This is a genomic window from Roseomonas sp. AR75 (genome assembly GCF_005222815.1).
Taxonomy (GTDB): Bacteria; Pseudomonadota; Alphaproteobacteria; order Acetobacterales; family Acetobacteraceae; genus Falsiroseomonas.
Map to the genome: position 1 here is coordinate 845,554 of NZ_STGB01000005.1, position 13,601 is coordinate 859,154.

A 13,601-nucleotide genomic window follows, 5' to 3' on the forward strand; every position below is an offset into this window, starting at 1 on the left:
TTTCGCGCCACGGATGAGGATCCTGCTCGTCGAGGACGATCCGGCACTGGGCCGCGCGGTACGCGCGCACCTGACCCTGTCGGGCCACGCGGTTGACCTCGTGGCAAGCCGGTCCGATGCGGATGCCGCGCTGCGCATGCCGGATCATGCGCTGGTCCTGCTCGACCTCGGCCTGCCCGACGGCAGCGGGCTCGACGTGCTGCGCGCCCTGCGTGGACGCGACGACTGGCGGCCGGTGATCGTTCTGACCGCGCGCGACCAGATCACCGACCGCATCGAGGGGCTGAAGGCCGGCGCCGACGACTACGTGGTGAAGCCCTTCGACCTGGACGAGCTTCACGCGCGCATCCACGCGGTAGCCCGTCGCGCCGGGGGACGACCCGGGCGCGAGTTCCGCAGCGGCGAGGTGGTGCTGAATCTCGAGGATCGGCATGCCACCGTCGGCGGCGCGGAGGTGGCGCTCACCGCGCGCGAATGGGCCATCCTGGAAAGGCTGCTGCAGCGCCCGGGCGCCACCGTCTCGCGCGAGCAGATCGCCGAGGCGATCTACCGCTATGGCGACGAAGTCGAGAGCAACACCGTCGAGGTCTATGTCAGCCGGATCCGGCGCAAGCTCGGCAGCGAGCTGATCGACACGCTGCGCGGCGTCGGCTACCGCGCCCGCGCATGAGGCTCCGCCTCCGCGCCTTCTCGCCCCGCAGCATGGCCGCGCGCCTCGGCATCTCGCTCTCCGCGGCGCTGCTGCTGTTCTGGCTGGTCTCGGCCGCCGCCGCGGCGCTGGTGGTGGTGCGCGAGCTGAACGAGGTCTTCGACAGCATCCTCTCCGAGCACGCGCAGATCCTGCTGCCCGACCTGACGCGCCGCTATGCCCCGGATCTCGAAGGGCCCGGGCCGCATCCGGTCGTGGTCACGGATGCGACGCCGCACGACGAATACATCACCTGGCGGCTCTATGCCGCCGATGGCAGGCTGCTGATGCGCTCGCACGGCGCAACGGAAACGGCGATGCCGCCGCTCGGATTCGCGACGATCGATGGCGCGCGGCTGTACACCGAGCAAAGCGCCGATCATCGCTACCGCATCACGCTCGCGGAACCGCCGGATCATCGCCCGCACACCATCCGCCCGACGCTGATACGGCTGCTGGCGCCTTTGCTGGTGCTGGTGCTCGCCGCGCTGCTGCTGATCCCCCCCGCGGTGCGCCGCGGCTTCGCGCCTGTACGGCTGCTCCAGGCGGAGATCGCGCGGCGCGGGGGTGCCAATCTGGCGCCGATGGCGCTTGCGCAGCTTCCCGTCGAGCTCGGCTCGATCCGCGACGGCGTGAATCTGCTGCTGCAGCGGCTGCGCCAGGCGCTGGAGGCGGAGCGGAGCTTCAGCGCGAATGCCGCACACGAAATGCGCACGCCCATCGCCGCCACGCTCGCCCAGGCGCAGCTTCTCGCCGCAAGCCTGCCGCGGGACAGCGCGGCGCGCCTGGAAGCAGAGGAAATGGCGGCGGGGCTCGGCCGACTCGGCGCAAGGGTGGAGAAGCTGCTGCAACTGGCGCGCGCGGAATCGGGCGTGGCGCAGAAGCGCGAGGCTGTCGACCTGCTTGTCGCGCTCGACCTGCTCGTGGAGGAGTTCCGGGGGCAGCGCGATGTCGGCAGCCGGCTGCGCTTCGACGATGGCGGGCTGGCGCGGGTGATTGTCCTGGCGGATCTCGACGCGCTGGCGATCGCGCTGCGCAACCTCATCGAGAACGCGCTGCGCCATGGACCGGCAGGGGCGCCGGTGGAGATCACCGTCAGCGCGGCCGGCACCGTTTCCGTGGTCAGCGGGGGGCCGGTCGTGCCGCAGGAACGGCTGGCGAGCCTGCATCGACGCTTCGTGTCGCATGGCGGCAAGGGCTCCGGCCTCGGCCTGTCCATCGTCCACGCGATCGCGCAGCAGGCCGATGGCGGGCTGGAGTTGCACTCGCCGGCGCGGGGCCGGGCGGACGGGTTCGAGGCGGTCCTGACGCTGCGCTGCGCCGAAGCGGCGTGACCGCGCCTTCAGCCGGTCTGCGGCAAGGGCTGCGCCGGCAGATGCAGCGCCGCGCGCAGCCCGCCTTCCGGCGCACGACCGAGATCGAGCCGGCCCCCATGCAGCGCCGCCAGGTCGGCCGCGATCGCCAGGCCCAGCCCGCTGCCGGGTGCGGCCTCGTCCAGGCGCACGCCGCGGCGGCGCGCCTGCTCCAGCTCCGCCTCGGACAGGCCGGGCCCGTCATCCGCCACGGCAATGGCGACCTCGTTGCCCGCCGCTGCCTCCGCCACCGACACGGCGACCCGCGATCGGGCGTGGGTGCAGGCGTTCTCCATCAGGTTGCCGAGCATCTCCGTCAGGTCCTGCGGGTCCACGCGCACGCGGCGCACCGGATCGCCCGTCACGGCGATCGCAAGGCCGCGCTCCGCAAAGAGGCGCCGCATCGCCGTCGCGATCTGTGTCGCGACCTCGAAGGGCGCCGCGCCCGTCGTCGTCGAGGCCAGGGCGGTGGTCCTCGCCCGCGCCAAGTGGTGGTGGACGAGCCGCTCCAGCGCCGCGGCCTCGGTGCGCGCCACCGGCAGGTCCGGCGCCGCGGCATCCAGGGCGTTGCGCAGCACGGCAAGCGGCGTCTTGAGCGCATGGGCGAGGTTGCCGACATGCGAGCGCGCGCGCTCCACCGTTGCGCGGTTCGCCGACACCAGCGCGTCCAGTTCCGCCACCAGCGGCGCGATCTCGGACGGCGCGGCCATGTCGAAGCGCGCGCGCCGGCCTTGCCGGACATCCGCCAGCGCCTGCCGCACCCGCCGCAGCGGCGCGAGGCCGGCGACGACGGTCGCCACGACCCCGCCGACCAGCCCCAGGCCCAGCACCGCGAAGGTGACCAGCAGTGTGCGGCGCAGGCGCGCGATGTCGGCCTCGGTGCCCGCACGCGACAGCCCGACCGCGACATGCGCGGGCGCGCTCGCTCCCGGCAGCAGCAGGTCCCGCTCGGCGACGCGCAGGCGCTCGTTGCGCGGTCCCGTCACGTCGCGCAGAAGCACGCCCTGGTGCCCGGCCGCCGCCGGGGGCAGCACCTGGTCCCACAACGAGCGGGAGGTGCGGACGGCTCCGTCGGGCGCCGTGACCTGCCAGTAGGCGCCGCTGAAGGGGCGCTCGAAATCCGCGCCGGCGGGTGCGCGCGACAGCACGATCCCGCCCTCGGCACTGGTCGCCGCGGCCGCCACCACGGCGTCCAGCAGCGCGGCAAGCCGCCCGTCGAACGCCGCCTCCACCTGCCGCACGGCGATGTCCGCGACGAACCAGGCGGCGGCACCGAGGCCGGCGGCCACCCACAGCCCGGTCGCGAGCGCGAGCCGTACTGCAAGGGAGCGCGGCCACCTCATCCGGCCGACAGCCTGTATCCCTGGCCGCGGATCGTCTCGATGAAGCCGTCGCCCAGCTTCTTCCTGAGGCGCCCGATGACGACCTCGAGCGTGTTGCTGTCGCGGTCGAAATCCTGCGCGTAGAGATGCTCGGTCAGCTCGGTCTTGGACACCACCTGCCCGGCATGGAGCGCGAGATACGCCAGCAGGCGGTACTCCAGACCGGTCAGCCGCACGCCCGCGCCATCCAGCAGCGCGCGCTGCGCGGCAGTGTCCACGACGAGCCGGCCGAGGGCGATCTCCGGCCGGCTTCGCCCATGCGCGCGGCGCACCAGCGCCTGCACGCGCGCGACCAGCTCCGCCATGACGAAGGGCTTGGCGAGATAATCGTCGGCACCGGCGTTGAGGCCGGCGACCTTCTCGCTCCAGCCGTCGCGGGCCGTCAGGATCAGCACCGGCATGTCCCGCCCCGCCGCGCGCCAGCGCTTCAGCACCGACAATCCATCGAGTCGCGGCAGGCCGAGATCGAGCACCACCGCGTCATAGGGCTCGGTGTCGCCCAGGAAATGCGCCTCCTCGCCGTCGGCGGCGCGGTCCGCGACGAAGCCGGCCTCGGTCAGCGCGTCGCTGACCTGGCGCGCCAGCGCCGCGTGATCCTCCACGACCAGCACGCGCATCAGCGCCGTTCCTGCACCGGGCCGCGGGCACGCAGCAGCGCGCCGGTCGCGGCATCCAGCTTCAACTCGAAGACACGACCGGACGGCGGCAGGACGGTGATCTCGTAGATCCAGCGGCCATCCTCACGCTCCAACTCGGTCTCGATGACGCGGCCCAGGTAGCGCCGCTCGACCTCCGCCAGCAGCTCGGCAAGGGGCCGTATCTCGCCGGCGGCGAGCGCCGCGCGCGCGCGCTCATGATCGCGCCGGTCATCGGCGCGGCCGGGGCCGGCCGGAAGCAGGATCAACGGCAGCAGCAGCAGGGCGCGGCGCATCGGGACAGCCTCGCTGAAGCCAGCTGAACGCTGGCTGAACGGACGGATCAGCAACGGTTCAGCCGTGGGGGAGGAGACTGCCCTGCATTGCGGATGTCCCGCAATGCAGACCCGCTGGAGAATATCCGATGAGCCGTTTCATGCGTGCAGGCGCCCTGAGCCTCGCCATGGCCGCATCCCTTCCCTTCCTGCCGGCCATGGCGTCGCCCGACACCGGCCGCGACGCGCGTCGCACCGAGGAGCGTCGTGGCGACGATCGCCGCACCGCCGATCGCGCGGCGCTCACCCAGGCCACCGTGGATGCCGCAGGCGCAGCAGCGGCGGTGCGCGCCGCCGGCTACGGACCGGTGCGCAGTGTCGAGTGGGAACGCGGGAGCTGGGAGGTGAAGTCCTCCACCGCCGAGGGCCGCCGCGTCGAACTGCGCGTCGACGCCGCCACCGGCGTCGTCACCCGCCGCGACCGCTGAGCGAAGGACCCTGGGGATGGCGACGGGTGTCGCGATGCGGCCCTATGGCGCGACGACGCGCGCCATCCACTGGGGCACCGCACTGCTGGTGCTGTCGGCCTGGGTGGTCGGCAGCACCATGGAGGATTCTCCACGCGGCGGCAGCCGCGACCTGGCGATGCAGGTGCATTACAGCCTGGGCGTGCTCGTGCTCGGCTTCGCCGGGCTGCGCATCGCCTGGCGCGCCGTTGCCCCGACGCCGCAAGCGGAGGGCACGGCCTGGCAGAGGCTGGCGGCGATGGGGATGCACCTGTCGCTGGTCGGGCTGACGGTCGCGCTGCCGGTGAGCGGGCTTCTCGATCGCTGGGCGCGCGGGCGGGACGTGACGGTATTCGGCGGCCTGCCGCTGCCCGCGCCCATGCCGATCCCCGGCGGCCGCTGGTGGGGCGAAGCGCATGAGGTGCTGGGGGACCTTCTGCTGGCGGCGGTCGCCCTGCATGTCGCAGCGGCGCTCTGGCACCGCTTCGTGCTGAGGGATGGCGTGCTGCAACGGATGCTGCCCTGGCCGGTACCGCGCGCGACGCGATAGATCTGCGCCGAAGCAGGTTGGGCGGGGCGCGCGCCCCGTCGGAAAGCCCGCCATCGCGCACCACGCCGCCAGCGGCGCGGCGAGGTGGCGCAGCACATGCTGATTGATCTGACGTGATGCGATCGCTCCTCGGCGTGAGCGGCCGCTCCGGCCCTGCCCTCTACGCCAACCGGCTGCGCGACAGTACCCGGCCTCGGCCGCCGTCTTCGACGGCATGGCGGCCGAGGAGAACGAGCACCGCCGCCGGCTGATCGACCTCCATCGCGCATGCTATGGCGACCTGATCCTGCCGATTCGGATGGGTGGCTGACGGTTTCTCTCGTGTGCAGCCGCGACAATGCTGTCACGACCGACGCGAACAGCCATGGCGCTGTGATCGCCGCGCCGGGCAAATTCGCCGGGTACCAGAGTCACAGCGGCACGGTAGCTTGGTGTTTCCGGTCGGCCTCGTGCAACCTCAAGCTTTTCGCCGCCGCGCGTTCCTTGCCTGCAGCGGCGGGCGGGCCACGGAGTCGCGCAGCACGACCTGCGCCTTCAGCTCGACCTGTTGCCGTTCCTCGGCGCCGCCGCGCATCCGGCGCATCAGCAGTTCCCAGGCCATGCGCGCGATGTCGTGCGTCGGCTGGCGCACGACGGAAAGCGAGGGGCTGACGAGCTCGGCCCATTGCGGCTCGTCGAAGGCGAGCAGCGAGACATCGTCCGGGCAGCGCAGCCTCAGCGCCCGGATCGCCCGCATCGCGCCTGCCGCGAAGGTGCTGTTGCTCACGATGACCGCCGTGGGCCTGGCCGCCGCGGTCAGCGCCAAGGCGAGCCGCGTGCCGAGTTCCCCCTCCGCCGCGCATTCCAGGATCTCCGCGGAAACCTCGGCGCCCGACCGGCGCACCGCCTCGCGCATGCCCTGGATGCGCTGCTGCGTCACCACGAGCTTGCGGCGCCGCACGACGAAGAGCAGGCGCCGATGCCCCAGCGCGATCAGGCGCTCCGTTGCGTCCCGCATGGCGGCGCGATTGTCGAAGGTCACCTCGTCGAAGCCGTAGCCGCGGGCGGTGCGGTCCACGACCACCACGGGCGTATCCGACTGCGCGAGCATGTCGAGGGTGGGCGCCGGCTCGGCGCCGGGCACCAGGACGACACCACCGACGTGATAGCGCAGCAGCGAGGCGACACGCTGCCGCTCCAGCTCCGGGGCGTCGTGGGTCAGCACGTGCATGACATGGTAGCCGCCATCGGAGGCGATCTCCTCGAAGGCCTCCACGAGTGCCGCGAAATAGGCGACCGAGGTGCGCGGAACGCAGATGCCCACCACCGGCGAGCGACGACGGCGCAGGCTCTGCGCGAGCATGTTCGGCCGATAGCCGAGCTGCGCGACAGCCGCGAGGACGCGCTCGCGCCGTTCGCCGCCCACCGGCACGGTCCCGTTGAGCACATTCGAGACCGTGCCCACGGCCACCCCGGCCAGCCGCGCCACGTCGGTGATGGTCGGTGTCCGCCGAACCGCCAAGGGCTCCCCGGCCCTGCGCCCCTTCTCTCGACCCACCATCCGCCCCTTCGCTGCGCGGCCGACCATAGCCGAGCCGCCGCGCAGGGGCAGGTGGCGCGACGGCGGCGAGCTACCGCAGCTTCCATGCCGGGCGGCGCTTCTCCCGGAAGGCGCGCGCGCCTTCCTCGCCATCCTCGGTCTCCGCGATGCGCTGATCGAGGTCGCGGGCATAGGTGACGAGGGAGGGCGGGAAGGCCGCGACCATGTTGTAGGTCCGGATGATCGCCTGCACCGCCAGCGGCGAGCTCCGGCAGACCATCTCCGCCATCTCCTCCGCCGCCGCCATCACCTGGTCACGCGGCACCACCTTGTTGACGATGCCCTGCATCAGGCATTCCTGCGCCGTCAGCCGGCCGTTGCAGAGCGAGAGATAGGCCGCCGTGGCGCGCGGCAGGGCGGTGTAGAGTTCGTGCGGCGCGCCGTAGCGGCCGACATTGGTGTGCTGATCCCCGATCCAGGCATCCTCGGCCATAACGCGCAGCTGGCATTGCAGGACGATGTTGAGCCCGACGCCGACGGCGAAGCCGTTCAGCGCGGCGATCAGCGGCTTCTCCAGGTTCACGTCCTTCGGCTGGCCGCCGCCGCCCCAATGGTAGTGCGGGCTGTTCGGATCCTCATGCGGCGTGCGCGTGCCGCTGGCCCAGTGCTCGGCGAGGAACTTCACGTCGCGCCCGGCGCAGAAGGCGTGGCCTTCGCCGCTGACGATCCCGACATAGATGTCCGGATCGAGCCCGATGTCGCGCCAGCACTGGCGCAGCTCGATATAGGCCCAGCTGTGCAGCGCGTTGCGCACCTCCGGGCGGTTGATGATCACGTGGGCGACGTTGCCCTTCTTCTCGTAGCGGACGTATTTCAGGTCCTTCGGCGCCTGCGCCGGATCGTAGGGCGAGCTGAGCTTGGACACGCGTTTCCTCCTGCTGTGCTGGCCTCAGCGCCCGCCGAAATCCGGCTTGCGCTTCTCGAAGAAGGCACGCCGGGCTTCCTCGGCCTCGGTGGAGCGGCTGAGCTCGGTCGTGTAGCCCTGCTCGAGGCGGAACCCCTCGCGCAGGCCGAGCGCCTCCACCGTGCCGAAGGAGGCGCGGATGCGGCGCACGGCGGTCGGGCTCTTCGCTGCGATGGTGGCGGCGAGGGCGATCGCGGCCGGCAGCAGGTCGGCGGCCGGCAGCACGCTCTCGACCGCACCAAGGCGATGCAGCTCGGCGGCCGGCACGCGCTCGCCCGTCAGCATCATGCGGCGCAGCTTGGCGGGCGGCAGGATGCGCTGCAGGAAGCTTGCGCCGCCGCCCTGGCCGACATCGATCTCCGGCATGGCGAAATAGGCATCCTCGCTGGCGAGGATGATGTCGCAGCAGGCGGCGAGCACGAAGCCGGCGCCGAGGGCGCCGCCCTGCACCGCGCAGACCACGGGCTTGGCGATGTCGAGCAGCGTGAAGAAGGCATCGCGGGTGACGCGGTCGGCGCGCATCAGGTCGCCCGGCTTGGCGCCGAGCGCCTGCTTCTCCCGGATGTCGGCGCCGGCGCAGAAGATGCGCCCCGCGGCCGTCAGCACGATGCAGCGCACGTCGTCGCGCTCATGCAGTTCCTCCAGCAAAGCGACGAAGGCCTCGCGCGTCGGCCAGTCCAGCGCGTTCACCGGCGGCCGGTCCAGCGTGAGGACGGCGACGAAGGGCACGGGGAATTCCAGGCGGAGATGCGGCGTGGACATCAGGCCCTCTCGATCACCAGCAGCCCGTCCAGGGCGACGACGCCCTCATGCGACCAGGCGACCGGGTTCACCTCGAAGACGAAGCGCTGCCAGGGCGCGGCCGCGGCCAGCTGCGAGAAGCGGGCGACGAAGTCGGCGAGCGGCGCAAGCGCCGCGCCCGGTGCAAGCTTCGCCGCGCGGCGGAGCAGGCGCAGCCGCCCCAGCAGCGCCGCGGCGCCCGCCGCGTCGATCGGCGCGCGGGCAAGGGCGACATCGTCCAGCGCCTCGGTCAGCGTGCCGCCCGCACCGACCGAGACGATCGGGCCGAAGACCGGATCGCGGAAGCCGGAGACGAGCACTTCCGCCCCGCCGTGCCGCATGCGCTGCACGTAGAGGCCATCGAGCGTGACGCCGGCTGCCGCCGCGCGCGCGCGCAGCCTTGCCTCGGCTGCCGCGACCTCGGTCTCGTCACGCAGGTCGAGCGCGAGCAGGCCGGCGGCGGCGCGATGCGTCACCTGCGCCGAGATGCCCTTCAGCGCCACCGGGAAGCCGATGTCGCGCGCGACGGCGGCGGCGCTGCCCGGTGCGGTGGCCAGCCGCCCTTCCGGCACGGGCAGCCCCGCTGCCGCGAGGATGGCGTGGCAGGCATGCTCCGGGACGATCTGGCCGTCCAGGGCCAGCGGCAGCAGGCCCGTCCAGTCGAAGCCCCGCGGCGCCACCGGCGCCGGCCCGTCGCCCGATTGCGCAAGGGCGGACAGCAGCGCGACCACGCGGCCATAGTCGAGGAAGACATGGGCGCCCGAGGCGCGCAGGTGCTCCACAGCGCCGGGCGGCGCCAGCGGCCAGGCGAGGCAGACCGGCTTCGGCGCGCGTGCGCGGAACCGCGCCAGCTCGGCGGCCACCTCCGCCCCGCGCTGCGCCATCGGGCCGAACTGCACATAGAGGACGTCGAGCGACGCGTCCGCGGCGATGGCGTCGAGCGTCGCGCCGAAGCGCGCCAGGCTCTCCGGCTGCGTGTACACCTGCGGCGTCAGGTCGAAGGGATTGCCGAGCGCCGCGAGCGACGGCGCCAACGCGCGCAGCGCCTGGCGCGTGGCCGCGCCGGGCGGCGGCGTGGCAAGCCCCGCGCGCGCGCACTGGTCCGCCGTCACCACGCCGCTGCCGCCGCCGGTGGTGACGATGCCGATGCGCGGTCCGGCCAGCCTTGCACGCTCCCCCTCGCTGGCCAGGAACAGCACGGCATCCAGCAGTTCCTCCAGGCCATGCACCTGGATCGCGCCCTGTTCGCGCAGCACGGCGTCCCAGACGCGGCCCTCCCCCGCCAGGGCGCCGGTGTGCGCCGCGACGGCAGCCGCGCTCGCCTCGCTCATCCCGCCCTTGAGCACGACGACCGGCTTGCCGGCCGCACGCGCCTCGCCGAGCGCGGCCAGGAACGCCGCGCCGTCGCGCACGCCTTCCAGGTAGATCGCGATCACCCGCGTGCCGTCGTCGCGCGCCAGGGCGCGGATGTAGTCCGCCAGCGTCAGCACCGCCTCATTGCCGCTGCTGATCACCAGGCGGAAGCCGAAGCCGGCCTGCTGCGCCAGGGTGTGGCACATGGTCGAAAGCCCGCCGCTCTGGCTCACCATGGAGATGACGCCCGGCAGCAGCCTGTCCGTGCCGACCAGTGCGGAGGAGAAGGTTGCGGCCATCCCCGTCGCGCAGTTGACGATGCCGAGGCAGTTCGGGCCGGCCAGCAGGAAGCCGGTCTCGCGGCAGACGGCGGCGACCTCCGCCTGGAGAGCGATGCCCGCCTCGCCCGCCTCGGCGAAGCCGCCGGCCCAGGCGATGCCGTGGCGGATGCCGGCCGCGGCGCAGTCGCGCAGCAGCGCGGGGACGGTCGGCGCGGCCGTGGTGATCAGGGCGAGGTCCGGCAGCTGCGGCAAGGCGGCGACGGAGGCGAAGCACGGCATGCCGGCCACGCTGTCCCGCCGCGGATTCACCGGCAGGATCGGGCCGCCGAAGCCGAACTTGCGCAGCAGGCCGATCGCCGTGGCGCCCAGGTTGCCCGGCTGGTCGGACGCGCCGATGACCGCGATCGAGCGCGCGAAGAGCAGCGGCGCGAGGTCGCGCTCCATCCCGCTTCCGGTCGTTGTTCGCACCCGCTGGTTCCAGGCTGGTTGAATGCATTCAGGATAGGCAGGCCCGCAGCGTCGCGGCAAGCCAGCCCTTGCGAAACCGCTTGCGCCGGGCTTCCGCAGCACCTAGCGTTGAAAGCATTCAGCAGGTGGGCCGCCGAAGCGCCCACCGTGAAGGGGGAAGGTCATGTCCATGAGCCGCAGGGCTGCTCTCGCAGCCATGGCGCTGTCCCTTGCATCCGGGGCCACCTCGACGGCCTTCGCGCAGGCGCAGCCGGCCTTCCCGCAGCGCGGACGCCCGATCATCCTGATCGTTCCCTACGCCCCCGGCGGCGTCACCGACACGGCCGGGCGCCTGATGGCGGTCGCGCTGGAGCGTGAGCTCGGCACGCCGGTGCAGGTGGTCAACAAGGCCGGCGCCGCCTCGCAGATCGGGCTGACCGAGCTGGTCCGCTCGCGACCGGATGGCTACACGCTGTCCTACGCCGTGCTTCCGACGGTCGTGACGCACTACACCGAGACGCCACGCACGCCGCCCTACACGCGCGAGAGCTTCCAGCCGATCGGCAACCACCACTTCTCGCCGCAGACCATCGCCGTGCGCGCCGACAGCCCCTACCGCACGCTGCGCGATCTGGTGGAGGCCGCGCGCGCCAGGCCGGACACGCTGTCCTTCAGCACCAGCGGCCAGATGGCCGTGCCGCACACCCAGGTGCTGATGCTGGAACAGGTCGCGGGCGTGAAGTTCATCTCGGTGCACTACACAGGCGGCGCGCCCTCGGTGAACGCGCTGCTCGGCGGCCATGTGGATGCCTTCACCGGCGGCACCGCGGATTCCCTGCCGCACTATCGCAGCGGCGCCTGGCGCGTGCTCGGCGTCGCCGCGATGGAGCGCGACAGTTCCATGCCGGACGTGCCGACACTGCGCGAACAGGGCTATGACGTGATCGCGGCCTCCGCCACCGGCATCGTCGCGCCGGCAGGCACGCCCATTCCCGTCGTCCAGGCGCTCAGCGGCGCCATGCAGCGCGTGGTGCAGAGCCCGGAGCATCGTCGCCAGCTGCTCGACTTCTCGCTGGTGCCGGCCTTCATGGATCCGGAGGCCTACACCCAGTTCTGGATGGAAACCGAACGGCGGATGGCGCCCGTCCTGCGGACCATCCGCCCGAACTGAGGCCGCGGCTCAGCCACGCGCCAGGGCCGCCATGATGGGGCGCATGCGCGCCTCGTCCCGCTCCCAATAGGCGGCGTAGTCGGCCGGGCCCTTCCAGTCCGGCACCAGGCCGAAGCGGCGCATGGCCTGGTCGTAGGCCGGCGCGGCCATCACCGCGCGGACAGCCTCCGCCAACCGCGCCACCGCCTCGTCCGGCGTGCCGGCCGGCGCGAGAAGGCCGCCCGCCGAGGCGACGACCACGTCCAGCCCCTGTTCGCGCAGCGTCGGCACGCCCGGCAGCAGCGGATCGCGCTGCTCCCCCGTGGTGCCGAGGACGCGGAAACTCCCTTCGCTCAGCGGCCCCAGCACGTCGCTGCCGCCCCCGGCGAGCACGTCCACATGGCCGCCGAGCAGCGCCGTGACCGATGGCGCGCCGCCGTTGAAGTGGATGGAGTTGAAGCGCACGCCAGCCGCCATCTGCAGCATCAGCACGCCGAGATGCGGGGTGGCCATCAGCCCGCTGTCGCTGACGCTGATCGCCTCCGGCCGCGCGCGCGCCGCCTCGACCAGGTTGCCGATGCTGGGCCAGGGACTCGCGCTGCGCACCGCGAAGGAAACAGGCGAGATGTGGTGCAGCGCCACGGTGCGGAAATCCGCCCGCGTATAGGGCGCACGTCGTGACGGATCGAGGTAGTGGGTGATCAGCGTCGGCAGCACGGCGAAGGCGAGCGTCAGGCCATCCGGCCGGCTGCGCAGGAACTCCGTGATGCCGATCTGCGACCCGGCGCCCGGCCGGTTCAGCACCTGGACACCGGTCGAGAGCTCGCGCTCCAGCCCGGCCGCGATCATCCGCGCGGCCGTGTCCACGCCGCCGCCGGGGGCGTAGGGCACGATGATCGTGATGGCGCGACCCGCCGGCCAGCTCTGCGCCGCGGCGAGGCGCGGCACGGCAAGCAGGGGCGCGGCAAGCAGGACACGACGCGTGGTCATGGACATCCTCCCTCTGCGATGCGCAGGCGTTCGCGCCGCACGGCGACGCCCTCCGGCGCGAGCGTGACGAGTTGCACGGTGCCGGCCAGGTCCGGCGAGCCGCTGTAATGCGCCTCGACCTCCGGTGGCCCGACGCGCACGGCACGGTCCCAGTGGCCAAGTGCGACATAGTCCGCGCGCGCCGCGCGCAGCGCCTCGTCGGCGATGCGCCAGGCACGGTGCGACTGCCAGCGCCATTCCTCCGCGGGCACATAGTGCCCATGCGCCATGGCCACCTGCCAGCGCGTGCGCCGGGGCGGCGGCGGGCCGAGCGGGTCCAGCGCATCCGCCCCATGATGCGCCCGGCCCCAGATCTCCAGATCCAGGTCGTCGAACAGCGCCGTCCCGGCATTCACGCCGAGCACCGTCACCTGCGGCAGCCCAAGCAGGCCGGCGCGGCGGAACAGGCAATCGGGCAGCGCCGCGTCGTGGTTGCCCGGCAGCAGCACGACGGGCAGCGACGCGGCAGCGATCAGCGCCGTCGCCCGGGAGAGCATCGCATCGCCGACCCGCGCATGGTCGAAGGTGTCGCCGGCAAGCAGCACCACGTCCGCCTGCACCGCGCGGGCGGTGTCCAGCACCGCCGCCAGCCCCGCGATCCCCGCGGCGGCCTGCCTTGGCGGCGCGTGCGGCCCGGCATCCTCCACATGCAGGTCGGAGCTGTGGACGAGCCGGACCGCGCGCATGGCG

The 13,601-nt window shown here is 72.8% G+C and carries 15 protein-coding genes; 6 read left to right on the top strand and 9 right to left on the bottom strand.

Annotated elements, in window-relative coordinates; genetic code table 11:
- Positions 1-13 precede the first annotated feature (13 nt).
- Both E4T13_RS23445 and E4T13_RS23450 read left to right on the top strand, forming a co-directional pair.
- Positions 14-670, top strand: a complete 657-nt coding sequence (locus E4T13_RS23445) for a response regulator transcription factor (RefSeq protein ID WP_137180751.1) — start codon at positions 14-16, stop codon at positions 668-670.
- Positions 667-2,022: a sensor histidine kinase gene (locus E4T13_RS23450; protein ID WP_137180752.1), complete on the top strand. Its 1,356-nt coding sequence runs from the start codon at positions 667-669 to the stop codon at positions 2,020-2,022. Before E4T13_RS23445 ends, E4T13_RS23450 begins: the two co-directional genes overlap by 4 nt.
- An 8-nt stretch (positions 2,023-2,030) precedes the next feature.
- Here the strand turns inward: E4T13_RS23450 and E4T13_RS23455 are convergent, their stop codons facing one another.
- The 3 genes from E4T13_RS23455 to E4T13_RS23465 are packed head-to-tail and all read right to left on the bottom strand — an operon-like array spanning position 2,031 to position 4,353.
- Complete coding sequence (locus E4T13_RS23455) at positions 2,031-3,383, bottom strand: sensor histidine kinase (RefSeq protein WP_137180753.1); 1,353 nt, start codon at positions 3,381-3,383, stop codon at positions 2,031-2,033.
- The gene (locus E4T13_RS23460) at positions 3,380-4,039 is read right to left on the bottom strand and encodes a response regulator transcription factor (RefSeq protein ID WP_137180754.1); all 660 of its coding nucleotides are present in this window, start codon (positions 4,037-4,039) and stop codon (positions 3,380-3,382) included. The genes E4T13_RS23455 and E4T13_RS23460 overlap by 4 nt, the downstream gene beginning before the upstream one ends.
- Entirely contained in the window at positions 4,039-4,353 is a 315-nt protein-coding gene (locus E4T13_RS23465) for a PepSY domain-containing protein (RefSeq protein ID WP_137180755.1), read from the bottom strand. Before E4T13_RS23465 ends, E4T13_RS23460 begins: the two co-directional genes overlap by 1 nt.
- A gap of 128 nt (positions 4,354-4,481) precedes the next feature.
- Here E4T13_RS23465 and E4T13_RS23470 point away from each other — a divergent pair, with 128 nt between their 5' ends.
- The 3 genes from E4T13_RS23470 (at position 4,482) to E4T13_RS31060 (ending at position 5,698) form a co-directional block, all read left to right on the top strand.
- On the top strand, positions 4,482-4,820 hold the full coding sequence (locus tag E4T13_RS23470) for a PepSY domain-containing protein (RefSeq protein ID WP_137180756.1): 339 nt from the start codon (positions 4,482-4,484) through the stop codon (positions 4,818-4,820).
- Positions 4,821-4,836: 16 nt separating this feature from the next.
- Positions 4,837-5,388, top strand: a complete 552-nt coding sequence (locus E4T13_RS23475; RefSeq protein WP_137180757.1) for a cytochrome b — start codon at positions 4,837-4,839, stop codon at positions 5,386-5,388.
- 121 nt (positions 5,389-5,509) lie between these two features.
- Complete coding sequence (locus E4T13_RS31060) at positions 5,510-5,698, top strand: ferritin family protein (protein ID WP_408906399.1); 189 nt, start codon at positions 5,510-5,512, stop codon at positions 5,696-5,698.
- 147 nt (positions 5,699-5,845) lie between these two features.
- Here the strand turns inward: E4T13_RS31060 and E4T13_RS23485 are convergent, their stop codons facing one another.
- The 4 genes from E4T13_RS23485 to E4T13_RS23500 all read right to left on the bottom strand — a co-directional run bounded on the left by E4T13_RS23485 (position 5,846) and on the right by E4T13_RS23500 (position 10,729).
- Positions 5,846-6,889: a LacI family DNA-binding transcriptional regulator gene (locus E4T13_RS23485; protein WP_170985185.1), complete on the bottom strand. Its 1,044-nt coding sequence runs from the start codon at positions 6,887-6,889 to the stop codon at positions 5,846-5,848.
- A 109-nt stretch (positions 6,890-6,998) separates the two neighbouring features.
- Complete coding sequence (locus tag E4T13_RS23490; protein ID WP_137180759.1) at positions 6,999-7,832, bottom strand: enoyl-CoA hydratase/isomerase family protein; 834 nt, start codon at positions 7,830-7,832, stop codon at positions 6,999-7,001.
- A gap of 24 nt (positions 7,833-7,856) precedes the next feature.
- On the bottom strand, positions 7,857-8,633 hold the full coding sequence (locus E4T13_RS23495) for an enoyl-CoA hydratase/isomerase family protein (RefSeq protein WP_137180760.1): 777 nt from the start codon (positions 8,631-8,633) through the stop codon (positions 7,857-7,859).
- Entirely contained in the window at positions 8,633-10,729 is a 2,097-nt protein-coding gene (locus E4T13_RS23500; protein ID WP_137180761.1) for an acetate--CoA ligase family protein, read from the bottom strand. Before E4T13_RS23500 ends, E4T13_RS23495 begins: the two co-directional genes overlap by 1 nt.
- Before the next feature lie 193 nt (positions 10,730-10,922).
- On the opposite strand from E4T13_RS23500, the gene E4T13_RS23505 reads away from it, so the two are divergent.
- Positions 10,923-11,903 (top strand): tripartite tricarboxylate transporter substrate binding protein, encoded by a 981-nt coding sequence (locus E4T13_RS23505; protein ID WP_170985186.1) that lies wholly within the window; start codon positions 10,923-10,925, stop codon positions 11,901-11,903.
- A gap of 9 nt (positions 11,904-11,912) precedes the next feature.
- Here the strand turns inward: E4T13_RS23505 and E4T13_RS23510 are convergent, their stop codons facing one another.
- Positions 11,913-12,872, bottom strand: a complete 960-nt coding sequence (locus E4T13_RS23510) for a tripartite tricarboxylate transporter substrate binding protein (RefSeq protein WP_170985187.1) — start codon at positions 12,870-12,872, stop codon at positions 11,913-11,915.
- A complete protein-coding gene (locus E4T13_RS23515; RefSeq protein WP_137180764.1) occupies positions 12,869-13,597 on the bottom strand; it encodes a metallophosphoesterase in 729 nt (242 codons plus the stop codon). The genes E4T13_RS23510 and E4T13_RS23515 overlap by 4 nt, the downstream gene beginning before the upstream one ends.
- Positions 13,598-13,601: the final 4 nt, after the last annotated feature.

Coding starts and splice junctions, on each gene's coding strand:
- E4T13_RS23465 (WP_137180755.1), bottom strand. CDS start 4,353: ATGCGCCGCGCCCTGCTGCTGCTGCCGTTGATCCTGCTTCCGGCCGGC.
- E4T13_RS23475 (WP_137180757.1), top strand. CDS start 4,837: ATGGCGACGGGTGTCGCGATGCGGCCCTATGGCGCGACGACGCGCGCC.
- E4T13_RS23445 (WP_137180751.1), top strand. CDS start 14: ATGAGGATCCTGCTCGTCGAGGACGATCCGGCACTGGGCCGCGCGGTA.
- E4T13_RS23460 (WP_137180754.1), bottom strand. CDS start 4,039: ATGCGCGTGCTGGTCGTGGAGGATCACGCGGCGCTGGCGCGCCAGGTC.
- E4T13_RS23470 (WP_137180756.1), top strand. CDS start 4,482: ATGAGCCGTTTCATGCGTGCAGGCGCCCTGAGCCTCGCCATGGCCGCA.
- E4T13_RS23515 (WP_137180764.1), bottom strand. CDS start 13,597: ATGCGCGCGGTCCGGCTCGTCCACAGCTCCGACCTGCATGTGGAGGAT.
- E4T13_RS23505 (WP_170985186.1), top strand. CDS start 10,923: ATGAGCCGCAGGGCTGCTCTCGCAGCCATGGCGCTGTCCCTTGCATCC.
- E4T13_RS23450 (WP_137180752.1), top strand. CDS start 667: ATGAGGCTCCGCCTCCGCGCCTTCTCGCCCCGCAGCATGGCCGCGCGC.
- E4T13_RS23495 (WP_137180760.1), bottom strand. CDS start 8,633: ATGTCCACGCCGCATCTCCGCCTGGAATTCCCCGTGCCCTTCGTCGCC.
- E4T13_RS23455 (WP_137180753.1), bottom strand. CDS start 3,383: ATGAGGTGGCCGCGCTCCCTTGCAGTACGGCTCGCGCTCGCGACCGGG.
- E4T13_RS23510 (WP_170985187.1), bottom strand. CDS start 12,872: ATGACCACGCGTCGTGTCCTGCTTGCCGCGCCCCTGCTTGCCGTGCCG.
- E4T13_RS23500 (WP_137180761.1), bottom strand. CDS start 10,729: ATGGAGCGCGACCTCGCGCCGCTGCTCTTCGCGCGCTCGATCGCGGTC.